The organism is Mangrovihabitans endophyticus (assembly GCF_014646155.1).
In the GTDB taxonomy this organism is placed as follows: domain Bacteria; phylum Actinomycetota; class Actinomycetes; order Mycobacteriales; family Micromonosporaceae; genus Actinoplanes; species Actinoplanes endophyticus.
In genome coordinates, this window is the sequence record NZ_BMMX01000001.1 from 602,730 (window position 1) to 621,055 (window position 18,326).

General features: G+C 69.2%; 11 protein-coding genes. 4 read left to right on the forward strand and 7 right to left on the reverse strand.

Annotated features, from left to right (window positions below; translation table 11 throughout):
* Positions 1-17: 17 nt before the first annotated feature.
* Positions 18-1,190 carry an MFS transporter gene (locus IEY73_RS02310; RefSeq protein WP_189077323.1) on the forward strand — a complete coding sequence of 391 codons (1,173 nt, stop codon included), beginning with the start codon at positions 18-20 and terminating at the stop codon, positions 1,188-1,190.
* On the opposite strand, the gene IEY73_RS02315 is transcribed toward IEY73_RS02310, so the two are convergent.
* The 4 genes from IEY73_RS02315 to IEY73_RS02330 are packed head-to-tail and all read right to left on the reverse strand — an operon-like array spanning position 1,149 to position 10,338.
* Entirely contained in the window at positions 1,149-3,617 is a 2,469-nt protein-coding gene (locus IEY73_RS02315; protein ID WP_306661462.1) for an AfsR/SARP family transcriptional regulator, read from the reverse strand. The genes IEY73_RS02310 and IEY73_RS02315 overlap by 42 nt on opposite strands.
* A gap of 24 nt (positions 3,618-3,641) precedes the next feature.
* Positions 3,642-5,558: an FG-GAP-like repeat-containing protein gene (locus IEY73_RS33295; RefSeq protein WP_229715384.1), complete on the reverse strand. Its 1,917-nt coding sequence runs from the start codon at positions 5,556-5,558 to the stop codon at positions 3,642-3,644.
* A gap of 16 nt (positions 5,559-5,574) precedes the next feature.
* Positions 5,575-7,056 (reverse strand): FG-GAP repeat domain-containing protein, encoded by a 1,482-nt coding sequence (locus IEY73_RS34305; protein ID WP_189077325.1) that lies wholly within the window; start codon positions 7,054-7,056, stop codon positions 5,575-5,577.
* A gap of 15 nt (positions 7,057-7,071) precedes the next feature.
* Positions 7,072-10,338: a DUF2961 domain-containing protein gene (locus tag IEY73_RS02330; protein ID WP_189077326.1), complete on the reverse strand. Its 3,267-nt coding sequence runs from the start codon at positions 10,336-10,338 to the stop codon at positions 7,072-7,074.
* Positions 10,339-10,489: 151 nt separating this feature from the next.
* Between IEY73_RS02330 and IEY73_RS02335 the strand changes: the two genes are divergently transcribed.
* Positions 10,490-11,338, forward strand: coding sequence for a polysaccharide lyase family 20 protein (locus IEY73_RS02335; protein ID WP_189077327.1), 849 nt, complete (start codon positions 10,490-10,492; stop codon positions 11,336-11,338).
* A gap of 30 nt (positions 11,339-11,368) precedes the next feature.
* Here the strand turns inward: IEY73_RS02335 and IEY73_RS02340 are convergent, their stop codons facing one another.
* Positions 11,369-14,446, reverse strand: coding sequence for an AfsR/SARP family transcriptional regulator (locus tag IEY73_RS02340; protein ID WP_189077328.1), 3,078 nt, complete (start codon positions 14,444-14,446; stop codon positions 11,369-11,371).
* Between the two features lie 197 nt (positions 14,447-14,643).
* Between IEY73_RS02340 and IEY73_RS02345 the strand changes: the two genes are divergently transcribed.
* A complete protein-coding gene (locus IEY73_RS02345; protein ID WP_189077798.1) occupies positions 14,644-15,867 on the forward strand; it encodes an alpha/beta hydrolase in 1,224 nt (407 codons plus the stop codon).
* A 106-nt stretch (positions 15,868-15,973) separates the two neighbouring features.
* Here the strand turns inward: IEY73_RS02345 and IEY73_RS02350 are convergent, their stop codons facing one another.
* On the reverse strand, positions 15,974-16,930 hold the full coding sequence (locus tag IEY73_RS02350) for an SDR family NAD(P)-dependent oxidoreductase (RefSeq protein WP_189077329.1): 957 nt from the start codon (positions 16,928-16,930) through the stop codon (positions 15,974-15,976).
* Positions 16,931-17,023: 93 nt separating this feature from the next.
* Here IEY73_RS02350 and IEY73_RS02355 point away from each other — a divergent pair, with 93 nt between their 5' ends.
* Positions 17,024-17,662, forward strand: a complete 639-nt coding sequence (locus IEY73_RS02355) for a TetR/AcrR family transcriptional regulator (RefSeq protein WP_189077330.1) — start codon at positions 17,024-17,026, stop codon at positions 17,660-17,662.
* Between the two features lie 43 nt (positions 17,663-17,705).
* Here IEY73_RS02355 and IEY73_RS02360 read toward each other — a convergent pair whose 3' ends face one another.
* Positions 17,706-18,314: a DinB family protein gene (locus IEY73_RS02360; protein WP_189077331.1), complete on the reverse strand. Its 609-nt coding sequence runs from the start codon at positions 18,312-18,314 to the stop codon at positions 17,706-17,708.
* Between the last annotated feature and the right edge of the window lie 12 nt (positions 18,315-18,326).

Below are 18,326 nucleotides of genomic sequence, written 5' to 3' on the forward strand. Positions count from 1 at the left end.
TCGGCACGGTGATAGGCGTGGCGAACGCGAACTCGCTCGTGCTCGTCGTCTTGGTCGCCGGCGTTCTCGACGCCGCGGACCGATGGCGAACACTGCTGCGGCTGCAGATCGCGCTTGCCCTTCCGCTGACCGTTGTGGTGCTGCTGTTCGGACTGCCTGCCCGCGGCGCGAACGTCTACATCGGGGCTGCGTGTTACCTGGCGGTACACGGCATCCAGGCCATGTTTCTCGCCACGATGGAGACGACCGGTGCCGACCTCGCCCCGCCGTCGTGGCCGAGCACCCGCACCGCAGCTCTCCTGACGAGCATTCCACAGCAGCTCGGATCCAGCCTCGCACCGACCGTCGCGGGCGCGTTGATCGCAAGGGGCACCGTCCGCGGAGTCGGCGTCATCGCACTGGGTGTCGTAGCCATCGCGGCCGTGATGCTGGCGGTGTTCGCGCGTCCGGCACGGGCGAAGGCACCCTCGGCCGGCACGCCGGTGTCACCGGCACCGTCACACCGGCGTGGTGGGTGGGCTTCGCTGCGCCGGGTGCTGCCGGACGCGCTTACCGCTGCCCGGTTCGCATGGGAACGTCAAGAACTTGTCTACATCATCATCGTCGGATCGCTCGCCAACCTGGTGATATACCCGTTCTACGCGATGCTTCCGGTATACGTGGGGGATTACCGGCTTTCCGCGCAAGGGCAGGCGGTCCTGCTCGGCACCGCAGCTACGGCATATTCGCTCGGCATGCTGGCCGCCACCCTCTGGCTGCTCGGCCGTCGCATCTTCGCCGATGTCCGTACGGCCTTGGCGGTCGCCAGCGCCGCGTTCGGTACGACATGCATGCTGCTGATCGCGGCGACCCTCGCACCGTACCCATGGCTCCTGATCGGTGTCATGGCTCTCGCGGGCGCCTTGTTCGCGGTCCTGATCTCGGTGGCCGGCGGCACCTGGCTGGAGCTGACGCCGGCCGCCATGCGGGTGCGCGTGTTCAGCCTGCGTCGGCTCGTCACGTTCTGGAGCATCCCGGTGGGCACGGCGGCGATGGGCTTCGGCGGCGCGCACTGGGGGTATCGCGTCTTCTCGCGGACGTTGATCTTCTGCTGTCTCGCCGCACTGATCGCTTGCTGGTTGGTGTTCCGCAGCCGGTTCGCGGTGCCCTCACGAAACAGGACCGTCGCCACCGACGGCGAATCCCGCTGACTCGGCCGAGCGATCGAGGGCAGAGGCGGGATTGTCGAGTTGGCGCTCGACCGTACCGAGAGCGTTCAGTGACATCCCGGTGTACCGCCGGCCGCCGATCCGTTCACTCAGCTCGGCTGCGTCCTCGGCGACCGCCGCCGCCGACCGGCCACGATCGCGTAGCACCACCGCGCTCGATCGCATCGTCACCGTCCGGGTAGCGCGGTTGCCGAGATCCCGGCACAGCCGCAGCGCACGGTCGAGCAGGTCCGCGGCCTCGCCGAACTGACCACGCAAATCCTCCGGGGACATCCGATAGAAGAAGTACCCCCGCAGCGTGTCGCTCAGCAGCCACGCCACATCGTACGGACCATGGTCGGCGGCCTGGCGCACCACGGCGACCAGGTTGGCGCGTTCGTCGTCCAGCCAGCGCAGCGCCTGCTCCTGGCTGGTGAATTCCGGTGCCGGATGGACCGGCTGCTCCGGCCGCCACGGTAGCCGCAGAAGATGCGGGTACAGCACGCGGGCTGCCGCTTCCGCGGTGTGCAGGTAGTAGGCGAGTAACGCATGGTGAGCGGCGGAGCGCCTCGTGGCCGGTTCTTCGTGATGGAGCCGGTCCATGGCGTAGATCCGCACCAGGTCATGAAAGGCGTACCTGCCCTCGACCGGCTCGTCGAGCAGATGCACGGCGACCAGCCGGTCCAGCATGAGCGCCGTACGCCGCACCGGCACGCCCGCCAGGGCCGCACCCGCCTCCGCGGTCACGTCCACACCGTCGGCCAGGCTGGCCAACCGGAACATCCGCCGCTCCTCGTCGGGAAGGAGCTGGTACGACTGATCGAACGCGGTACGTACCGTGGCCTGGTCGTCGTCGGCCACCCGTAACTCGGTGAGCCGATCACCGCTGCCCAGCCGCGCGACCAGCGACGCGACTCGGCGATGCGGCAGGCCGCTCAGATGCGCCGCCGCGATCCGCAACGCTAGCGGCAGATGTCCGCATAGCCGAGCCAGATCGCGGATCGCGTCGGGTTCGACGGCGGCGCGTTCCGCTCCCAGGACCCTGATGAGCAGCTCGTGTGAGGCTGAAGGTGGCAACGGACCGAGGACCAACCGGTGCGCGCCTTCCCGTGCGACAAGTCCGCCGAGTTGGTCCCGGCTGGTGACCAGCACCATGGATCCGTTACCTCCGGGCAGTAGCGGCCGTACCTGTCCGGGATGATCGGCGTTGTCCAGGACGATCAGCATTCGGCGGTCGGCCAACCTGCCGCGGTACATTGTGGCCGCTTCGTCGACGAATGGCGGCACATGGTCGGGCGGGACGCCCAGAGCATGCAGGAACCGGGTCAGCACCTCGATCGGCCGCAGCGATGGACCCGGACTGTAGCCGCGCAGGTTGACGTAGAGCTGGCCGTCGGGAAAACGGCACCGGACCCGGTGGGCCCAATGCACGGCGAGGGCCGTCTTGCCAGTACCGGCGCCACCGGTGATCGCAGCGACGACGACCGTGGCGGCCGGTCCGCCGCCTTCGGGAAGCAGCGACTCCAAGAGCTGGATGTCCTCGGCACGGCCGGTGAAGCCCGCCACGTCGGCCGGCAATTGCGCCGGGGCTGCCCCGTCTGACATCGCCCGCCACGCCAACGGCGTTGGGACGGCTGACAGTAGAGCCGGTACCTGCAGCGTCGATACGTGTGTCTGCGCTGCTGTCACCGGCCCTGAACGCAGCATCGCGTGGTGCAGCTCGGCAAGGTCGGCGCTGACATCCAGACCGTGCTCGTCGCGCAACAAAGTGTCGAACGACCGGAACACCGCCGCCGCCTCTGGACGTCGGCCGCACCGATGGAGCGCACGCATCAGCAGGTTGACGGGACGCTCTCGCAGCGGGTGTTCCTCGCGCATCACGTAGAGTTCGCCGACCACGCCGGTGTATCGGCCGAGCGTCAGTTCCGCCTCGATCGTCTCTTCCTGCGCGATGAGACGCTGCTCCTGCAACCGGCTGCGGGCCGCATCGACGAATGCCGCGGTGCAGCCGCACAGCGCCGGCCCGCGCCACAGCGCGAGCGCCTGGCGGTACAGGTCGCAGCCGGCTGCCCGCCGTCCCTCGACTACCTCGTCCCGGGCGGCCGCGGTCAGTCGCTCGAACTCGACGGTATCCACCGTGTCGTCCGAGCCAAGCGTCAGGGTGTACCCGCCGGACCGGCTCACCAACGACTCCCGGGCACCCCCATCGCGCAGCACCTGACGGAGGCGTGAAATGAGCACGTGCACCTGTTTACGCGCCGTGTCTGGCGCAGAACCACCCCATAACGCGCTAACCAACTGATCTGCCGAGATGGTCAGATTCGCATTCAAGATGAGGTACGCGAGCACCGCTCGCTGTTGAGGACGAGGAATGCTCAACGTTCGAGAATTCATCGTAACCTCAACCGATCCGAGAACAGCCAATCGCATCAAGTAAGCCCCGAGTTCTGGTGGTCAGAGGGAGATCTCTCCGGGCAGGCCGAAGTAGTCGTGCCAGAGGACCCCCGGGCCGAACCCGCTGCCGGTGGACAGGGCGGTGTACACGTCGGCGTTGGGCAGGTGGGTGAAGGTGGTGATGTCGGTGCGGCCATCGCCGTTGAAATCCCCGACGTACGGGAATTCGCCGCGGGGGGCGAAGAAGCCGTGCCAGACGCCGGCGTCGACGAAACGTCCCTGCCCGTCGGACAACGCCACGGTGACCTCGGCGGTGTTGCCGTTGCTGAAGGCGGCGATGTCGGCCCGGCCGTCACCGTTGAAGTCACCGAGGCGGGGGGCTTGCAGGCCAGGAGCGAAGTTGTCGTGCCATGTGGCGCCGCCTTGGAAACCGGTGCCGGTGGACAGCCCCACGAAGACGTCGGCACTGCCCGGCACGAAGGTGACGATGTCGTCCTTGCCGTCGCCGTTGACGTCCGCGACGCCCGGCGACTCCCCGGCGAGGCCGAAGAAGTCGGCCCATTTCGCCGACGCGGTGAATCCGTCACCGGTGGACAAGGCGACGTAGACGTCGGCCAGGTCGTTGTGGGTGAAGGTGATGATGTCGTCGCGGCCGTCGCCGTTGACGTCACCGACCGCGGGTACCTCGCCGTCGAGGGAGAAGTAGTCGTGCCACTTGGCACCGCCCAGGAAGCCCGATCCGGTGGACAGCGCCACGTACACGTCGGCGGCTTCGCCCTGGGTGAAGGTGATGATGTCGTCCTTGCCGTCGCCGTTGAAGTCTCCGGTCAGCGGGGTCTCGCCGTCGAGGGAGAAGTAGTCCTGCCATTTCTGGGTCGTCCCGGAGAATTGCGAGCCGGTGGACAACGCCACATAGACGTCGGCGAGGGGGCCCTGGGTGAAGGTGATGATGTCGTCACGGCCGTCGCCGTTGAAGTCGGCGGACGACCCGGTGAACACGCCGGCGAATCCGGAAGCCCAGTTCAGCGGGGCGAGGTACAGGCCGCCCTGCTCCCAGCCGGCGCCGGTCACCCACGTCGTCCCGTCCGGTTCGGTGACGATCTCCGCGGCGTGCGCGTCGACGCGTCCGGCCAGGTCTGCGGGGGAGAACTGGAAGGGGTTGCGGCTGCGATAGATCCGGGTGTCCTGGTAACCCGACTCGCAGCAGACCGACAGATACCACCAGCCGTTGCGGAAGACCACGAACGGGGACTCGGTGGGCCCGCCCGACGTGCCGGTCTGCGGGTGCTGGAACGCGACCTGTTTCGCGCTCCAATGCACCAGGTCGGTGCTGGTCCGGTAGGCCACCTCGTGATGACCGCCGGTCGGTGTGGTGGTCGCGGTGTAGTACATGACCCACTGCGGCCCGACCCTGGTGACCATCGGGTCCCGGCCGTCGAACCCGTCGGTGAACAGCGGATTCGCCGTGCTGCGGTGCCAGGTGTACAGGTCCGTCGAGGTGGCCAGGTGCATCCGATAAGCACCATGGTCCGGCGTGCCCGCCGCGTAGAACATGAAGTAGCGGCCGTTGTCGTACAGCACGTACGGCGCCCAGATGTGGCTTTCGCCCGCGCCCGGGTCCGCGGTGAGCGCGAACGGCTGTTTGGTCCACGGCCCGCGCGGTGACGGCGCGGTGGCGTGCCCGAAATTCTTCTCGTCGAGCGGATCGGCCGGTTCGGCGTGGGTGATCGCATAGACGTGCCAGGTCCCGGTAGCCACGTCGCGGACCATCGTGTGGTCGTTGTAATACCACGGCTGGGACTCACCGACCGAGGGATCGTAGACGCGGACGAAGGAGCCGGCGGAGACGGTCGGTGGGCTTGCCGCAGCCGCAGCCGACGCCTCGCCCGCATCGGCCGGGCTCGCGATCCCCGAGACCACCCCCACCGCCATGAGCAGGGTGGTGGTGAGGGTGGTGTGTAGGTGTGTGCGGGTCATGCGTGGGGTCTCCTGGTCAGAGGGTGGTTTCGCCGGGGAGGCCGAAGTAGTCGTTCCATTTGGTGCCGCCTTGGAAGCCGGTGCCGGTGGAGAGGCCGACGTAGACGTCGGCGAGGTCGTTGTGGGTGAAGGTGACGATGTCGGTTTTGCCGTCGCCGTTGAAGTCGCCGGTGTAGGGGAATTCGCCGGGGAGGCCGAAGTAGTCGTTCCATTTGGTGCCGCCTTGGAAGCCGGTGCCGGTGGAGAGGCCGACGTAGACGTCGGCGGCGGAGTTCATGGTGAAGGTGGCGATGTCGGTTTTGCCGTCGCCGTTGAAGTCGCCGGTTCGTGGTTGTTCGCCGGTGAGGCTGAAGTAGTCGTTCCAGATGGTGCCGCCTTCAAAGCCGGTGCCGGTGGAGAGGCCGACGTAGACGTCGGCGCCGGTGCCTTGGGTGAAGGTGATGATGTCGTCTTTGCCGTCGCCGTTGACGTCGCAGACGCCGGGGTGTTCGCCGGGCAGGGCGAAGTAGTCGTTCCATTTGGCGCCGCCTTGGAAGCCGGTGCCGGTGGAGAGGCCGACGTAGACGTCGGCGAGGTCGTTGCGGGTGAAGGAGATGATGTCGTCGAGGCCGTCGCCGTTGACGTCGCCGACGGCGGGGATTTCGCCGGGGAGGCTGAAGTAGTCGTTCCATTTGGCGCCGCCTTGGAAGCCGGTGCCGGTGGAGAGGCCGACGTAGACGTCGGCGCCGGTGCCTTGGGTGAAGGTGACGATGTCGTCTTTGCCGTCGCCGTTGAAGTCGCCGGTGAGGGGGATTTCGCCGGGCAGGGCGAAGTAGTCGTTCCATTTGGCGCCGCCTTGGAAGCCGGTGCCGGTGGACAGGGCGACGAAGACGTCGGCGCCGGTGCCGTGGGTGAAGGTGATGATGTCGTCGAGGCCGTCACCGTTGAAATCCGCCGACGAACCCGTATAGACCGCTCGGGAACCCACCGCCGCGCGGGCCTCGTCGAGCAGCGATCGCGCCGTCGCCTCGGCCTGGTCGTATCGGTCGGGGCAGCACGAACGCTGGACGCTCTGCGCCAGTTGTCCCGCGGTGTAGTCCGGGAACTGCGGCTCGTTGGCCTGCGCTCGGATCATGAACTGAGTGGTCGCGTACGTGACGTCCATGATCTGTTCCGGTGTGCCCCAGCCCGCGCTGGGACGTTGCTGGAAGACGCCGAGGGAGTCCTTGTCGCCGCACGGGAGATTGTTCATGTGCGACTCGACCCAGCCCGCCTCGAAAGCGGCCAGCATCACCTTGTCGGAAACCCCGCGGTCGAGGCCCACCTGGTAGACCGTCTGGATCACCGCAGGGTCGTGGTTGGGTGGGATGCTCGGGCAGGCCAGCGGTCGCACCGACAGCGGCACGTGGCTGCCGGCGGTGGTGCCCGGTCCCGGCGGGGCCGGCGCGGCAGCGTGGGCCGCCGTGGTGGCCAGCACGACCGAGACGATCAGCGCCAGCTTCGTGGACAGTACGGTCATCAGGGCTCCCAGGGGTCAGCGGGTCAGACTGGGGCGCGGCACCTCGGTGCCGGACCCGAATGCGTCGTGCCAGATGGCGGACGGGCCGAAGGATGTCCCGGTGGAGGTGGCGACCCACACGTCGGCCTGCGCGGGGGTGCCGCCGGTGAAGGTGAGGATGTCGGTCCGTCCGTCGCCGTCGACGTCGGCGAGACCGGGCGTCTCCGCGCCCGCGGCGAAGTAGTCCTGCCACTTCCACCCGGTCTGGACGAACGCGCTGCCGTTGGACAACGACACGTACACGTCGGCCGGTCCGCCCCGGGTGAAGGTCACCACGTCGTCGCGTCCGTCGCCGTCGACGTCACCGGTGCCGGGCAACTCGCCGCCCACGGCGAAGTTCTCGTGCCACTTCCACCCGCTCGGCACGAACGCGACGCCGTTGGACAGCGACACGTACACGTCCGCCTGACTGCCGCCGGTGAAGACGGCGATGTCGTCGCGTCCGTCGCCGTCGAAGTCGCCGACCGCGGGCCGTTCACCGCCGTAGCCGAAGTCGTCCTGCCACCGGACGCTGGGCCCGAACCCGGTGCCGGTGGAGAGCGCCACCCACACATCACCGGCGTCGCCGCGGGCGAACGTGATGATGTCGGTCAGGCCGTCGCCGTTGACGTCGCCGACCTCGGGCCATTCGTCTCCCGCGGCGAAGTAGTCGTGCCATGTGGCGGACGGGCCGAATCCGGTCGGCGTCGCCAGCGCGACGTAGACGTCGGCAGTGTCGCCGCGGGTGAAGGTCAGGATGTCCGCACGGCCGTCGCCGTTGACGTCGCCGGTGAGCGGCACCTCCGCGTCCAGGCTGAAGAAGTCGTGTGCCAGGGTCTTGGGGCCGAAGGCGTGGCCGGTGGAGCGGGCGGTGTAGACGTCCGCGCCGGCTCCCTGTGTGAACAGGACGGCGTCGTCGCGGCCGTCGCCGTCGACGTCGCTGGTGTCGCGACCGCGCACTGTCGCACGCACCACCGGCGAGACCGGCCCGGCGTTGCCGCTGCCATCCACCGCGAGCACCCGGTAGTTGCGGGTCTGGCCCGCGGGTAACGGACCGTGGCGAAATTGCGGGGTGGTGCTGGTGCCGACCAGGTTCGCCGGAGTGGTCGGCACGGAAGCCTCCGTGGAGGCATAGACGCGGTAGGCCGCTACCCCGACATCGTCGCCGGCAAGAGCCCAGGTCAGCGCCACGGCATGGGTGCGGCCCGCGCCGACGGTGACCGTGCCGACACCGCCCGGCGGCACCCGATCGGTGAAGGGCTCGACCAGACTGAAAGCCGTGTACCGTGCTGCGGTCCATGATGGACTTCCGTCGGCCGGGGTCAGCCGAAGGGTGATCGATGACTTTCCGGCGGTGAGTGCCGGTGGAAGGACGTGCTCGTCGTCCAGCCGGCGCTGCATGGAGTTGCCGAGAGGCTGGAGCCAGGTTCCCGCGTCTGCCCCGTCGACGGTCACCGTCGCCGACTGGTACGCGGCGTTCTGATCGCCGGTGCGTCGCAGCCGCACGCCACGGTTGCCGGGATCGATCGCCATCCGAAAGGTGACCGGCCCGCGGCTGGCGCGGATGTCATCGGTGAGAGTGTCGCGGTCGTCGTCGCCCTCGTACACCGCCGGCAACTGGTACTGCTCGGCCGGGTTGCCTTCCGCGTAGCCGTGCGCCGTCCGGTCGCCGGCCACGCCGGTGGTCAGCGTGTCGGTGATCCGGCTGGCCACGTCGGTCCTGGTGTAGAGGAACGCGGTGGAGCTCTCCCGCACGGCGACGTCGTTGTGGGGACCGTGTTCGATGCCCATCCGCAGACCCGTGGTGTATCCGATGGTGTCGCCGATGTGCAGCCGGTACATCGAGTCGCACTCGACGGCGCAACCGTCGGTGCGGATCCGGTGCCCGGTGTTGCCGGTGAAGACACCGGTATATTCGCCGCGGTTGAAGTACCAACCGGATTCGTAGTAGTCCTCCGTGCCGGTGCCATGCCACTGTGGACTGAGCGATCCGTCGATGTGCACACGTTCGTCGCCTTCGAGATACGCGCGTTCGTTGCCGCCCGCCGTCTCGTTGCGGACCACCTGGACGGTGCCGACGAGCCGTCCCCGGCCGGCCTGGTCGACGAGTGGCCAGTCGGCGCCCGCCGTTGCCGTCCCGGCCCGGGACTGAGTGGTGAAATATCCGGCCGACCCGGCGGGCCCCAAAGCGGCCGACCATCGGCTGTCCGGCGCGTGCACGATCTGGGCCTGGACGCCGGCGACCGCGTCGCCCGAGGTGTTGGCCAGCGCGACCGTGGCCGAGGAGGCGTACGGCATCGGCCACCACGCGGTATACCAGCCCCCAGGCTCCGCATCCATGCCGAACATCAGCGCCCGTACCTCTCGTTCGCCCAGGCCGGAGCCGAAGAACTCGCCGAGCGGCGTGTCGACGGTGTGGCGGCCGTCGAAGGTCATGCGAATTCGCAGTGTGTGCAACGCGGACTCGGTGGCGGCCGGGTCGGGAAGCCTGATCCGCACCGCACTGATCGCCGCCGGTCCGTCCAGTGCCGCGAGGGTGCTTGTGTCGTTCGCGGGTAGCGACACCGAGACCGAGGTGGTGACCGCGCCGGGCCGAGCCGGCTTGGGATCCGCCCGGCCGGCCGCCCGAAGTTCGGCAACCACGTCGGCGGCGGGGTCGTCCGGGTCGAATCGCTGAACCTCGGTTCCGTCGGCGAACCGGCGGTACGCGACGTGGTAGAAGGACGGGTTGTTCGTGGTGGTCACCAGCATCGATGCGCGGTACGCCATGGGTACCTTGACGGTGACGCCACCCGAGTTCTGATCGGCGTTGCTGACGAGCGGCCACACGAAGGGCGCACCGAGGTCACCGTCGACGACATGCTGCAACGGCGCGTCGAGGACGGTGACGCCGTCCAGCACGATCCGGATGTCACCGGTGGCGGTGACGTCGCCGTCGTCCCTGGTGAACCAGAGGGAGTCGATCTCGCCGGCGCCGCGGCTCTCGGCCAGGACGCATCCGGGGCCGTCCGTGCGCAGACAGGAGCCGCGGCCGGAGAACCCGTCGTCGTTGCCGCCGCTGCGGTCGAAGCTGGAGAACTGCCGGGTCTGGGTGCCTGGCGTGAGCTCGGGCAGCAGGTCCAGCCGTCGATAGGCGTCCCAGCCGACGGTCTCCGGTGCGGTCTTTGCCGCCGGTGCGGCCTGGTGCAGCGGCGGGGGCGCGCCGGCACCCAGCAGAACGCCGCAGAGCGAGAGAAGGACCCGTGCCGAAACACCGAAAACCATGAACACCATCCGGGACGTGTGCGATCCAAACAACCTCAATGGGTCTATCCCTGTCGTACACACCAGGGCCACACAGGCGTGTATAGAACGTGTGTAGCGGGTCCGGGTACTTTTCTGGTCCAGCACTCGATTCGGGGCCCGAGGAGGCAGGATGCGACATCGCTGGCCGGTGCACGGCACGCTCGTGGTCATCGGCGTGACGACGCTGGCGTTCGCCGGTGCGGCCTACGGGCAGACCGTTCCTCCCGGCTCCGCCGCGGATGGTCAACGGGTCTTCACCGGCGACTTCGACACCGGCGACTTCGACCAGTGGCCGCTGTGCCAGACCCGTTTTTACAACGACCCGTGCCCGGGCATGCCGGCGAACTATCCGCTGACGATCGAACCGGGCCACCAGGGACCGTACGGCGCTCGGGTGGAAGTCCGTGACGGCGACCAACCGTTCTGCTGTGGTGAACGCGCCCAACTGGTCGGGCCGTCCCTGGAGACCGAGGGTGAAGACTATTGGTACTCCTGGGACGTGAACGTCGACCCGGAGTTCCCGACGTCCGGCTCGTGGCAGGTGCTGATGCAGTGGCACTCGACCGCGGACGGTTCACCGCCGCTGAATTTCCTCGCCGAGGGCGACAATCTCGTCCTGGAGACCCGGCCGCGCCCGAACGAGCCGTACACGGGAATCACCAACATCTGGACCACGCCGCTGAACAAGGGCACCTGGCACGATTTCCAGATACACGTGCACTGGTCGAGCGATCCGGCGTCGGGCTTCATGGAGCTGTGGCACAACGATGTGCGGCAGACGTTCACGGCCACCCCATCCGAACATGGCAGCGGTGTGTCCTGTGTGGGCGCCGCCCGGTGCGGATTCCGCAACATCTATCCGGGTGATGCCGGCAATCGCAGCATGGTCACGTACTACCGAGACGCAGGCATCAACGGCACGGGCGTGGTCCACCACGATGGATTCCGCGTCGCCACCACCCAAGCCGCCCTCGAATAGTTCTCCCTACCCTGTAGTCCCGGTCCGGAGTCACGTGGCGGAACTGGGCAGGCCGGCGGCTTCCTGCAACCGCTCGACCTCCTTCACCCGATTGTGCTTGCCCAGGCGCGCGAAGATCTCCCGGGACTCCGTCAGCACCTTGCGGGCAGCCGTGGGATCGCTGCCCGCAAGGGCAGATCCGAGCGTGGCAAGCGCCGCGGCCTGATAGGACAGCCAGCCGCGGGTGCGCCACATGGTGACCGACTCGGTGAGATGCGCCACCGCGTCCGCGATGTCTCCCGCGGCCAGGTCCAACTCACCGAGGACACCGAGGGCATCGGCGACGTGGTGGCTCATCCGATACTCGCGGGCGATCGCCAGCGCCTGCTCGGCGATGTCTCTGGCCCGCGTGTCCCGTCGCCGCATGTACACCCGGGCCAGCGCCAGCATGCTCAGGACCCCGGTGTAGTTGTCGCGGTAGCGGTGCGACAGAGACATCGACTCGGTCAGCAGCCGTTCGCTGTCGTCGAGGTTGCCGATCTCGCGGTGGGCGATGCCGAGGAACTGCAGAACGGTCGACTCGTATCGGGGATTGCCCAGCTCCCGGGCGGCGCTCAGCGCCCGGTGCAGGCAGTCCATCCCCTCGCCGACGCGCTGGTCCTCACCCAGCACGACCGCGAGGGCGACGTACGCGCGGGCACGGCCCCCCAGGTGCCCGGACTCCTCGGCCAACCGCAGCGCCTCGGTGGCGGCGTCGGCGGCGGCCTGCTGCCTGCCGCCCGCGGTGAGTGCCCAGGCCCGCATGACGGCGGCATCGGACATCCCCTGGAGGTCGCCCAGGGCTGTGAACATGTCGAGCAGGCGGGTCGCCTCGGCAAGCGAGCGGGTCATCGCCTCGCCGCTGTGATCGGAGGTGCTCCATGTGGTCACGTCGATCAGACCCCGCAACATGACCGCTTCTCCCCGCAGGTTCCCCACCCGTCGGCATACCTCGAGGACGCGCCGATTGAGCTGCTCCCAGTCGGCGTACATGCCGCGCATGTCGAAGTACTTCTCCAGGCAGCCGGCGATGTCAAAGGCGAGTTCGTCCAGCCCCGCATCGCACGCCTGATGGACCGCGCACAGCATCGTCTGCCGCTCCGCGTCGAACCAGTCCAGCGGAGGGATCTGCGCGACCTGGTGCCTCGTCCAGTCGATCACCGGTCGGCGCGCCGCACCGCTGATGCGGGCGTAGCACGGGCCCGGAACGTCGCCGGCCATGCGCTCGGCGATCGCCAGAAGCGCTCCCAGGCCCTCCCGCAGGACGGCGGATCTGGTCTCCTCGTCGTCCTCGACGCCGGCCCTCGCCCGGGCGTAGGCGCGCACGAGGTCGTGGAATCGGTAACGCAATTGCCCGTCGGCGCCGGTTCCGGCGACGGCCAGCAGATGCGCGTCGACGAGGGTATCGAGATCGGTTGCTGCCTCTGCGGCGGTGCCGCCGTGCACCGCGTCGGCCAGCCAGGCCGGAAAGTCCGGCAGCTCCGGCAGCGCCAGGCGGCGAAGCAGCCGCCGGGCTGACGGCTCAAGCCCTTCGTAGCTCAGCGCCAGCGACGCGCTGACAGCCAGGTCGCCGGTGCTGAGCTGATCGAGGCCGTGCCTCTCGTCGTCGAGCAGGGTGGCCAGATGGGACAACCGCCATCCCGGGCGTGCGGCAAGGCGGGCCCCGGCGATCCGGATCGCCAGCGGCAGCCCGCCACACAGCCGGACGATGGCGGCCGCGGCGGCCGGCTGCCGCCGGACCCGGCCGTCGGCGACGACGCGTGCCAGCAACTGAACCGCCTCGTCGCGGGCCAAGGACTCCAACTCGATCCACCGTGCCCCTTCGATCGCGGTCAGCCGTATCCGGCTGGTGACGACAACCGCGCAGGACGCAGCACCCGGCAGCAGCGGCCGAACCTGCGGCGCGTCGGCCGCGTTGTCGAGGAGAACGAGCACCCGGCGTTTGGCCAGCACGGTCCGGTACATCTCGGTCCGCTCGGCCAGCGTGTCCGGCACCGCTCGGCTGTCCACGCCGAGCGACCGCAGGAATCGCCCCAGGACGTCTCCGGGGTCGGCGGGCGAGTCGCCCGCCCCGCGGAGGTTCACGTGAAGCTGACCGTCCGGATAATCGGCCGCGGCCATGTGCCCGATCTGCACGGCCAGTGCGCTCTTGCCCACCCCGGCCATGCCGGTGATGCCCGCGATACGCAGGCCGGAGGCGACGGCCGTGGCGCCCGTCGGGCTGAGCATCTCCCGCAGAGCCCGCACGACGGTCGTCCGCCCGGTGAAGTCGGCGACATTCGGGGGCAGCAGGGCCGGCACCACCCCGGCCGTCCGGCCCGGTTGCCGGTGGCGGGGCGGAATCTGACCCGCCGCGGCGCGGATCTGCCGGTACAGCTTCTGCGTCGCCGGGCTGGGCGGGACGTCCAACTCGGCGGCCAGCGTCGCGCGGAGCCGGTCGTACGCGGCCACGGCCTCGTCGTCCCGCCCCGCCCGATGGAGCGCGACCATATGCTGCCCGGACAACCGTTCCCGCAGCGGGTGCGCGGCAACGAGGTCGGCAAGCTCGACCGCGAGGTCCGCGTGCTCCCCGAGGGCGAGCCGGGCGTCGACGCGATCTTCGATGGCGGTGATCCGGGCGTCGTCGAGCTGCGCCGCGTAGGGCTCGATCCAGTCGTAGGGCTCGAGATCCTCCAGCACCTCGCCACGCCACAGCCCCAGCGCGCGAGCGAGAAGATCGGCTGCCTCGGCCGGCCTGCCGCGGGCCGCGGCCTGCCGCGCCGCCTGAGCGAGCTCCCGGAAGAGGGTGGCGTCGCAGCGTTCGGCGGGTAGCTCAAGGCGGTAACCCTGGGATGTCATGGCCAGCCGCACCGGCGCGCCGGTGGCCGCGAACAGGTGACGCAGACCGGAGATGTAGGAGTGCACGTTCGCCCGCGCGGACGCCGGCCGGACCTGCCACAGACGCTCGATGATCTGGTCAGCCGTCAACGGGCGATCGAGGTTGGTCGCCAAGAGGGCCAGCAGCGCACGTTGCTTGCGGCGCCGGATGCCGACCGGCCGTCCGGCCTGATCACGCACTTCCAAGACACCCAGCACGCCGATGGTCGGCATCATCCCCTCCTTCGCCGGCCGAGGATCCGGTGGGCGCCGTGTGGCGCCGACTCATTCATCCATGGGCACCGATGGTAGTCGGGGTGGACCTTCGCCGCCGACCGCAGAGCTGGCCGCGAGCCGGGCAGGGATGGTCGTGATTGCGACTCGTCGGGTTGTCCGGGCCCGGGAATCGATACGATCCCGTCGTGCGCTCGATGATCTACCACTTCGGACGATTTGACCTGGATCCGGGTCTCGGCCGGCTTCGACGAGACAGGCGTCCCGCCACCATCGAACCCAAGGCCCTCGCCCTGCTCTGCCACTTGGTGCGGCACCGCGATCGGGTGGTGTCCAAGAAGGAGCTGCTGGACACGGTCTGGGGTGGCGAGTTCGGCACCGAGGCGGCCCTCACCACCGGGCTGCGCGCCGTTCGCCTCGCCATCGGCGACACCGGCCGCCAGCAGCGACTCATCCGCACGGTGTACCGGCACGGCTACCAGTTCGTCGCCCCGACAACGACCGTACCGGCCGGTTCCGCCATGACGCCCGCGCTCCGCACCATCGACGCGCCCGGCCGGTCCCGTGACCTCATCCGGTTCAGCCGGACAGCGGACGGCAAACACGTCGCCTGGGCCGCCGCCGGCACCGGGCCGCCCCTGGTCAAGACGGCCAACTGGCCGAGCGCGCTGGACTTGGAACGAGCCATGCCGATGTTCGCCCACTGGTTCGAGGGCCTGACCCGCGGCCGGCAACTGATCCGCTACGACCCGCGGGGCTGCGGCCTGTCCGATGCGGCGTTCGGGTCCACCTTGGATGAGTGGATCAAGGACTTGGACGCCGTGGCCGACGCGGCGGGACTCGACCGCTTTCCCCTGCTCGGCGTGGCCCAGGGCAGCCCCCTGGCGATCGCGTACGCCGCACGCCGGCCCGAACGGGTCAGCCGGCTGATCCTCAACGCGGCCATCACCCGCGGCCGGGCGGCGCGGGCGAGCACCGCCACCGAACGCGACGAGGCGGAGCTCGATCTGCGGCTCGGCGTCACCGGATGGCGCACCCAGAACCTCAGCTATCTGCGGTACGCCGCCGCGCAGCTCCGCGCCGACGACCCGGCCGAGAAGTGGGACGAGTTCGCCGAGTATGAACGACTGACCGTCTCGACCGCCAACGCGGCGCGCTACATGCAGTGGTTCTCCCGCGTCGACGTGCTGGACCTGGCTCGCCATGTCTCCTGCCCGACGCTGATCGTCAACTCCCGCAGTGATCCGCGCGCCCCTCTCGCCGAGGCCACGGAACTGGCGAGGCTCATCCCCGACAGCCGGATGGTGGTGCTCGACGGGCGCAACCACCTGCTCACCGCCGACGAGCCGGCGTGGCCGCTGTTCCTGACCGAACTGGACGCCTTCCTCGCGCAGGACGTCCCGGCCGCAGCCGAATTCTGATCCATTGAACCTTTTTCACCCTGGCGTCGAGCCCGTCGGTTGCGCGCCGTCGACCAGCGGCGGCATCTGCCAGCCTCGCCACGTTGAAAAAGGTTCATTCCGGCGGTCATCGGTCAAGATGGTCGCGGGAGACCCGCCACAGCCTGCGGGCGGCTTCCGGGTCCAGGGCCCACCTCTTCACGGCGTGGCTGTGCTCGAACAGGGTCGCGTCGTCGTCCACGGTGCAGGCCTCGTTCCCGTCGTCGAGATAGTGGCCGCCGGTGCCGGCGAATTCCGGGGCGACCGCGGCGACGAGTGTCGTGGCGGCGCCCTGCTGGGTGGTCTTGTAGGTGAAGACTCCCGCGGACTCGGCCGCGGCGAGATAGTCCCGCTGCTCACTGGTGAAGTCGCGTTGCAGGCCGGTCGCGACGCCGCCGGGGTTCACCGCGTTCGCGACGATGCCGTCGGCGGCCCAGCGGCGCGAGGCTTCGACCGCGAACAGGACGTTGGCGGTCTTCGCCTGCCCGTACGCGGCCTGCGGATCGTAGTCGCGCCGGTCGAAGTGGAGGTCGTCGAAGACGACTGGCGAATTCATGTGTGCGCCCGAGGTGAGCGCGACGATGCGGGACTCGCCCCGGTCCCGGGCGCCCGCCGCGAGGGCGTCGTGCAGCCCGAGGCTGAGCGCGAAGTGGCCGAGATGGTGGGTGGCGAACTGCCACTCCCAGCCTTCCACGGTGCGGCGCAGGCCGGGAGTGAACACGCCGGCGTTGTTGATGAGCAGGTGCAGCGGTCCGGTCCAGCGGTGGCCGAAAGCGGTGACTGACCGTCTGTCGGTCAGGTCGAGGGCGCTGACGTGCAGGCGACGGTTGCCGGTCGCGCGGGTGATGTCGTCGGCCGTCCGGTGTCCCGCGGCCGTATCGCGGACGGCGAGGGTGATCTCGGCGCCGCAGCGGGCGAGGGATCGGGCCGTTTCCACGCCGATCCCGGACGAGGCGCCGGTGACGACCGCGCGGATGCCGCTGAGGTCGAGCCCCGCCACGACGTCGTCGGCGGTGCTGGCGGCGCCGAATCGAGTGCTGATCATGAGTGCCCTCCCGGGAGCTGTGATGACTAGACTAGCTATACAAATTATGCTTATCCTGTATAGCGCATTCAGTCGGGTGTTAGGCTCCCGGGCATGGGTGATCCCGGCCGCACGACCGGCGACGAGCCGCGCAACGACCGGCGCGGGCAGGTTCTCGCCGCAGCGCTGCAGACCTTCGCCCGCTTCGGTTACCGGAAGACGTCGATGGAGGACGTCGCCCGGGCCGCGGCCATCTCCCGACCCGGGCTGTACTTCCTCTTCTCCTCCAAGCCGGACCTGTTCCGGGCCGCCGTCGTGCAAGCCCTGGACGGCGACGTCACCGCGGCGCAACACACCCTGGCGGATACCCGTCGCCCGCTGCACGACCGGCTGATCGAGGCGTTCGACCTGTGGACCGGGCGCTACATCGGCCCGATGACCCGTGAGGTCGCCACCCTGATGGACACCAACCCGGAGCTGCTCGGCCCGGTCATCGCCGACTACCCCGGGCGGTTCGCCGCGCTGGTCACCGAGGCGGTCGCGGCCGGCCCGCCGGCACCGGCCCCGGACCGCGCGGAGAAGGTGACCCGGACGCTGCTGAGCACCGCCGCGGGCATCAAACAGGAAGTGGCCACGCGAGAGGACTTCGTCGCGCGGATGACCGTCGCCGTCGACCTGCTCCTGACCGCCCTCACCTGCACCGCAGGGCAGACGTCGTCGACGCCTTCCGCCAAGGGCGCGAACCGGTGCTGACCGGGCGGGCCGGACGCGGACCGCATGGCTGGGTTGGAGGCGGTCAGTCCGTGTCGGCCGCGCTTCCCCCATGGCGGCGTGCGGCCTGCCTCGCCGTGGATTCCACGCGGTCGTGGAATTCGGTCCGCCACGCGTTGCCGGTCGCGGGCAGGTTGCTGACGGTGTGGTGAAAACCCGCGCTGCCGTCGATCATCTCGCGGACGATGTCGGCGTGACCCGCGTGCCGGCAGGTTTCGGTGATCATGTGGACGAGCATCCACTGTAGGGTCACGTCACGCATGCCTTCGGGAAAGTGCGGCACCGTGCCCGGCGTGTCGAGGTCGAGGGCGGCGATGGTCGCGTCGGCATGCGTCCATGAGCGCCGGTACAGCTCGACGATCTGGTCGCGGGACTCGTCGGCGCCGACGAGGAAATCACCGGCGTCAGTGGTGTCCACCAGCCAGGCCGGGGCGTCGGGGGCGGGCCTGCCGAAGACCTCGCCGAAATAGCCGAACTCGTTGCCGGTCATGTGTTTCACGAGGCCGAGCAGATTGGTGCCGGTGGACGTGAGCGGGCGGCGTGCGTCGTACTCAGAGAGTCCCTCGAGTTTCCACACCAGCACGTCGCGCACCTGTTGCAGGTAGAGGTGCAGGTAAGCCTTGGCATCCAGCATGGTCGATGCTAT

Excerpts from the sequence above, each read along its gene's own strand:
- IEY73_RS02335 (WP_189077327.1), top strand. The coding sequence starts at position 10,490 with ATGCGACATCGCTGGCCGGTGCACGGCACGCTCGTGGTCATCGGCGTG.
- IEY73_RS02340 (WP_189077328.1), bottom strand. The coding sequence starts at position 14,446 with ATGCCGACCATCGGCGTGCTGGGTGTCTTGGAAGTGCGTGATCAGGCC.
- IEY73_RS02345 (WP_189077798.1), top strand. The coding sequence starts at position 14,644 with ATGATCTACCACTTCGGACGATTTGACCTGGATCCGGGTCTCGGCCGG.
- IEY73_RS33295 (WP_229715384.1), bottom strand. The coding sequence starts at position 5,558 with ATGACCCGCACACACCTACACACCACCCTCACCACCACCCTGCTCATG.
- IEY73_RS02355 (WP_189077330.1), top strand. The coding sequence starts at position 17,024 with ATGGGTGATCCCGGCCGCACGACCGGCGACGAGCCGCGCAACGACCGG.
- IEY73_RS02360 (WP_189077331.1), bottom strand. The coding sequence starts at position 18,314 with ATGCTGGATGCCAAGGCTTACCTGCACCTCTACCTGCAACAGGTGCGC.
- IEY73_RS02330 (WP_189077326.1), bottom strand. The coding sequence starts at position 10,338 with ATGGTTTTCGGTGTTTCGGCACGGGTCCTTCTCTCGCTCTGCGGCGTT.
- IEY73_RS02315 (WP_306661462.1), bottom strand. The coding sequence starts at position 3,617 with ATGCGATTGGCTGTTCTCGGATCGGTTGAGGTTACGATGAATTCTCGA.
- IEY73_RS02350 (WP_189077329.1), bottom strand. The coding sequence starts at position 16,930 with ATGATCAGCACTCGATTCGGCGCCGCCAGCACCGCCGACGACGTCGTG.
- IEY73_RS34305 (WP_189077325.1), bottom strand. The coding sequence starts at position 7,056 with ATGACCGTACTGTCCACGAAGCTGGCGCTGATCGTCTCGGTCGTGCTG.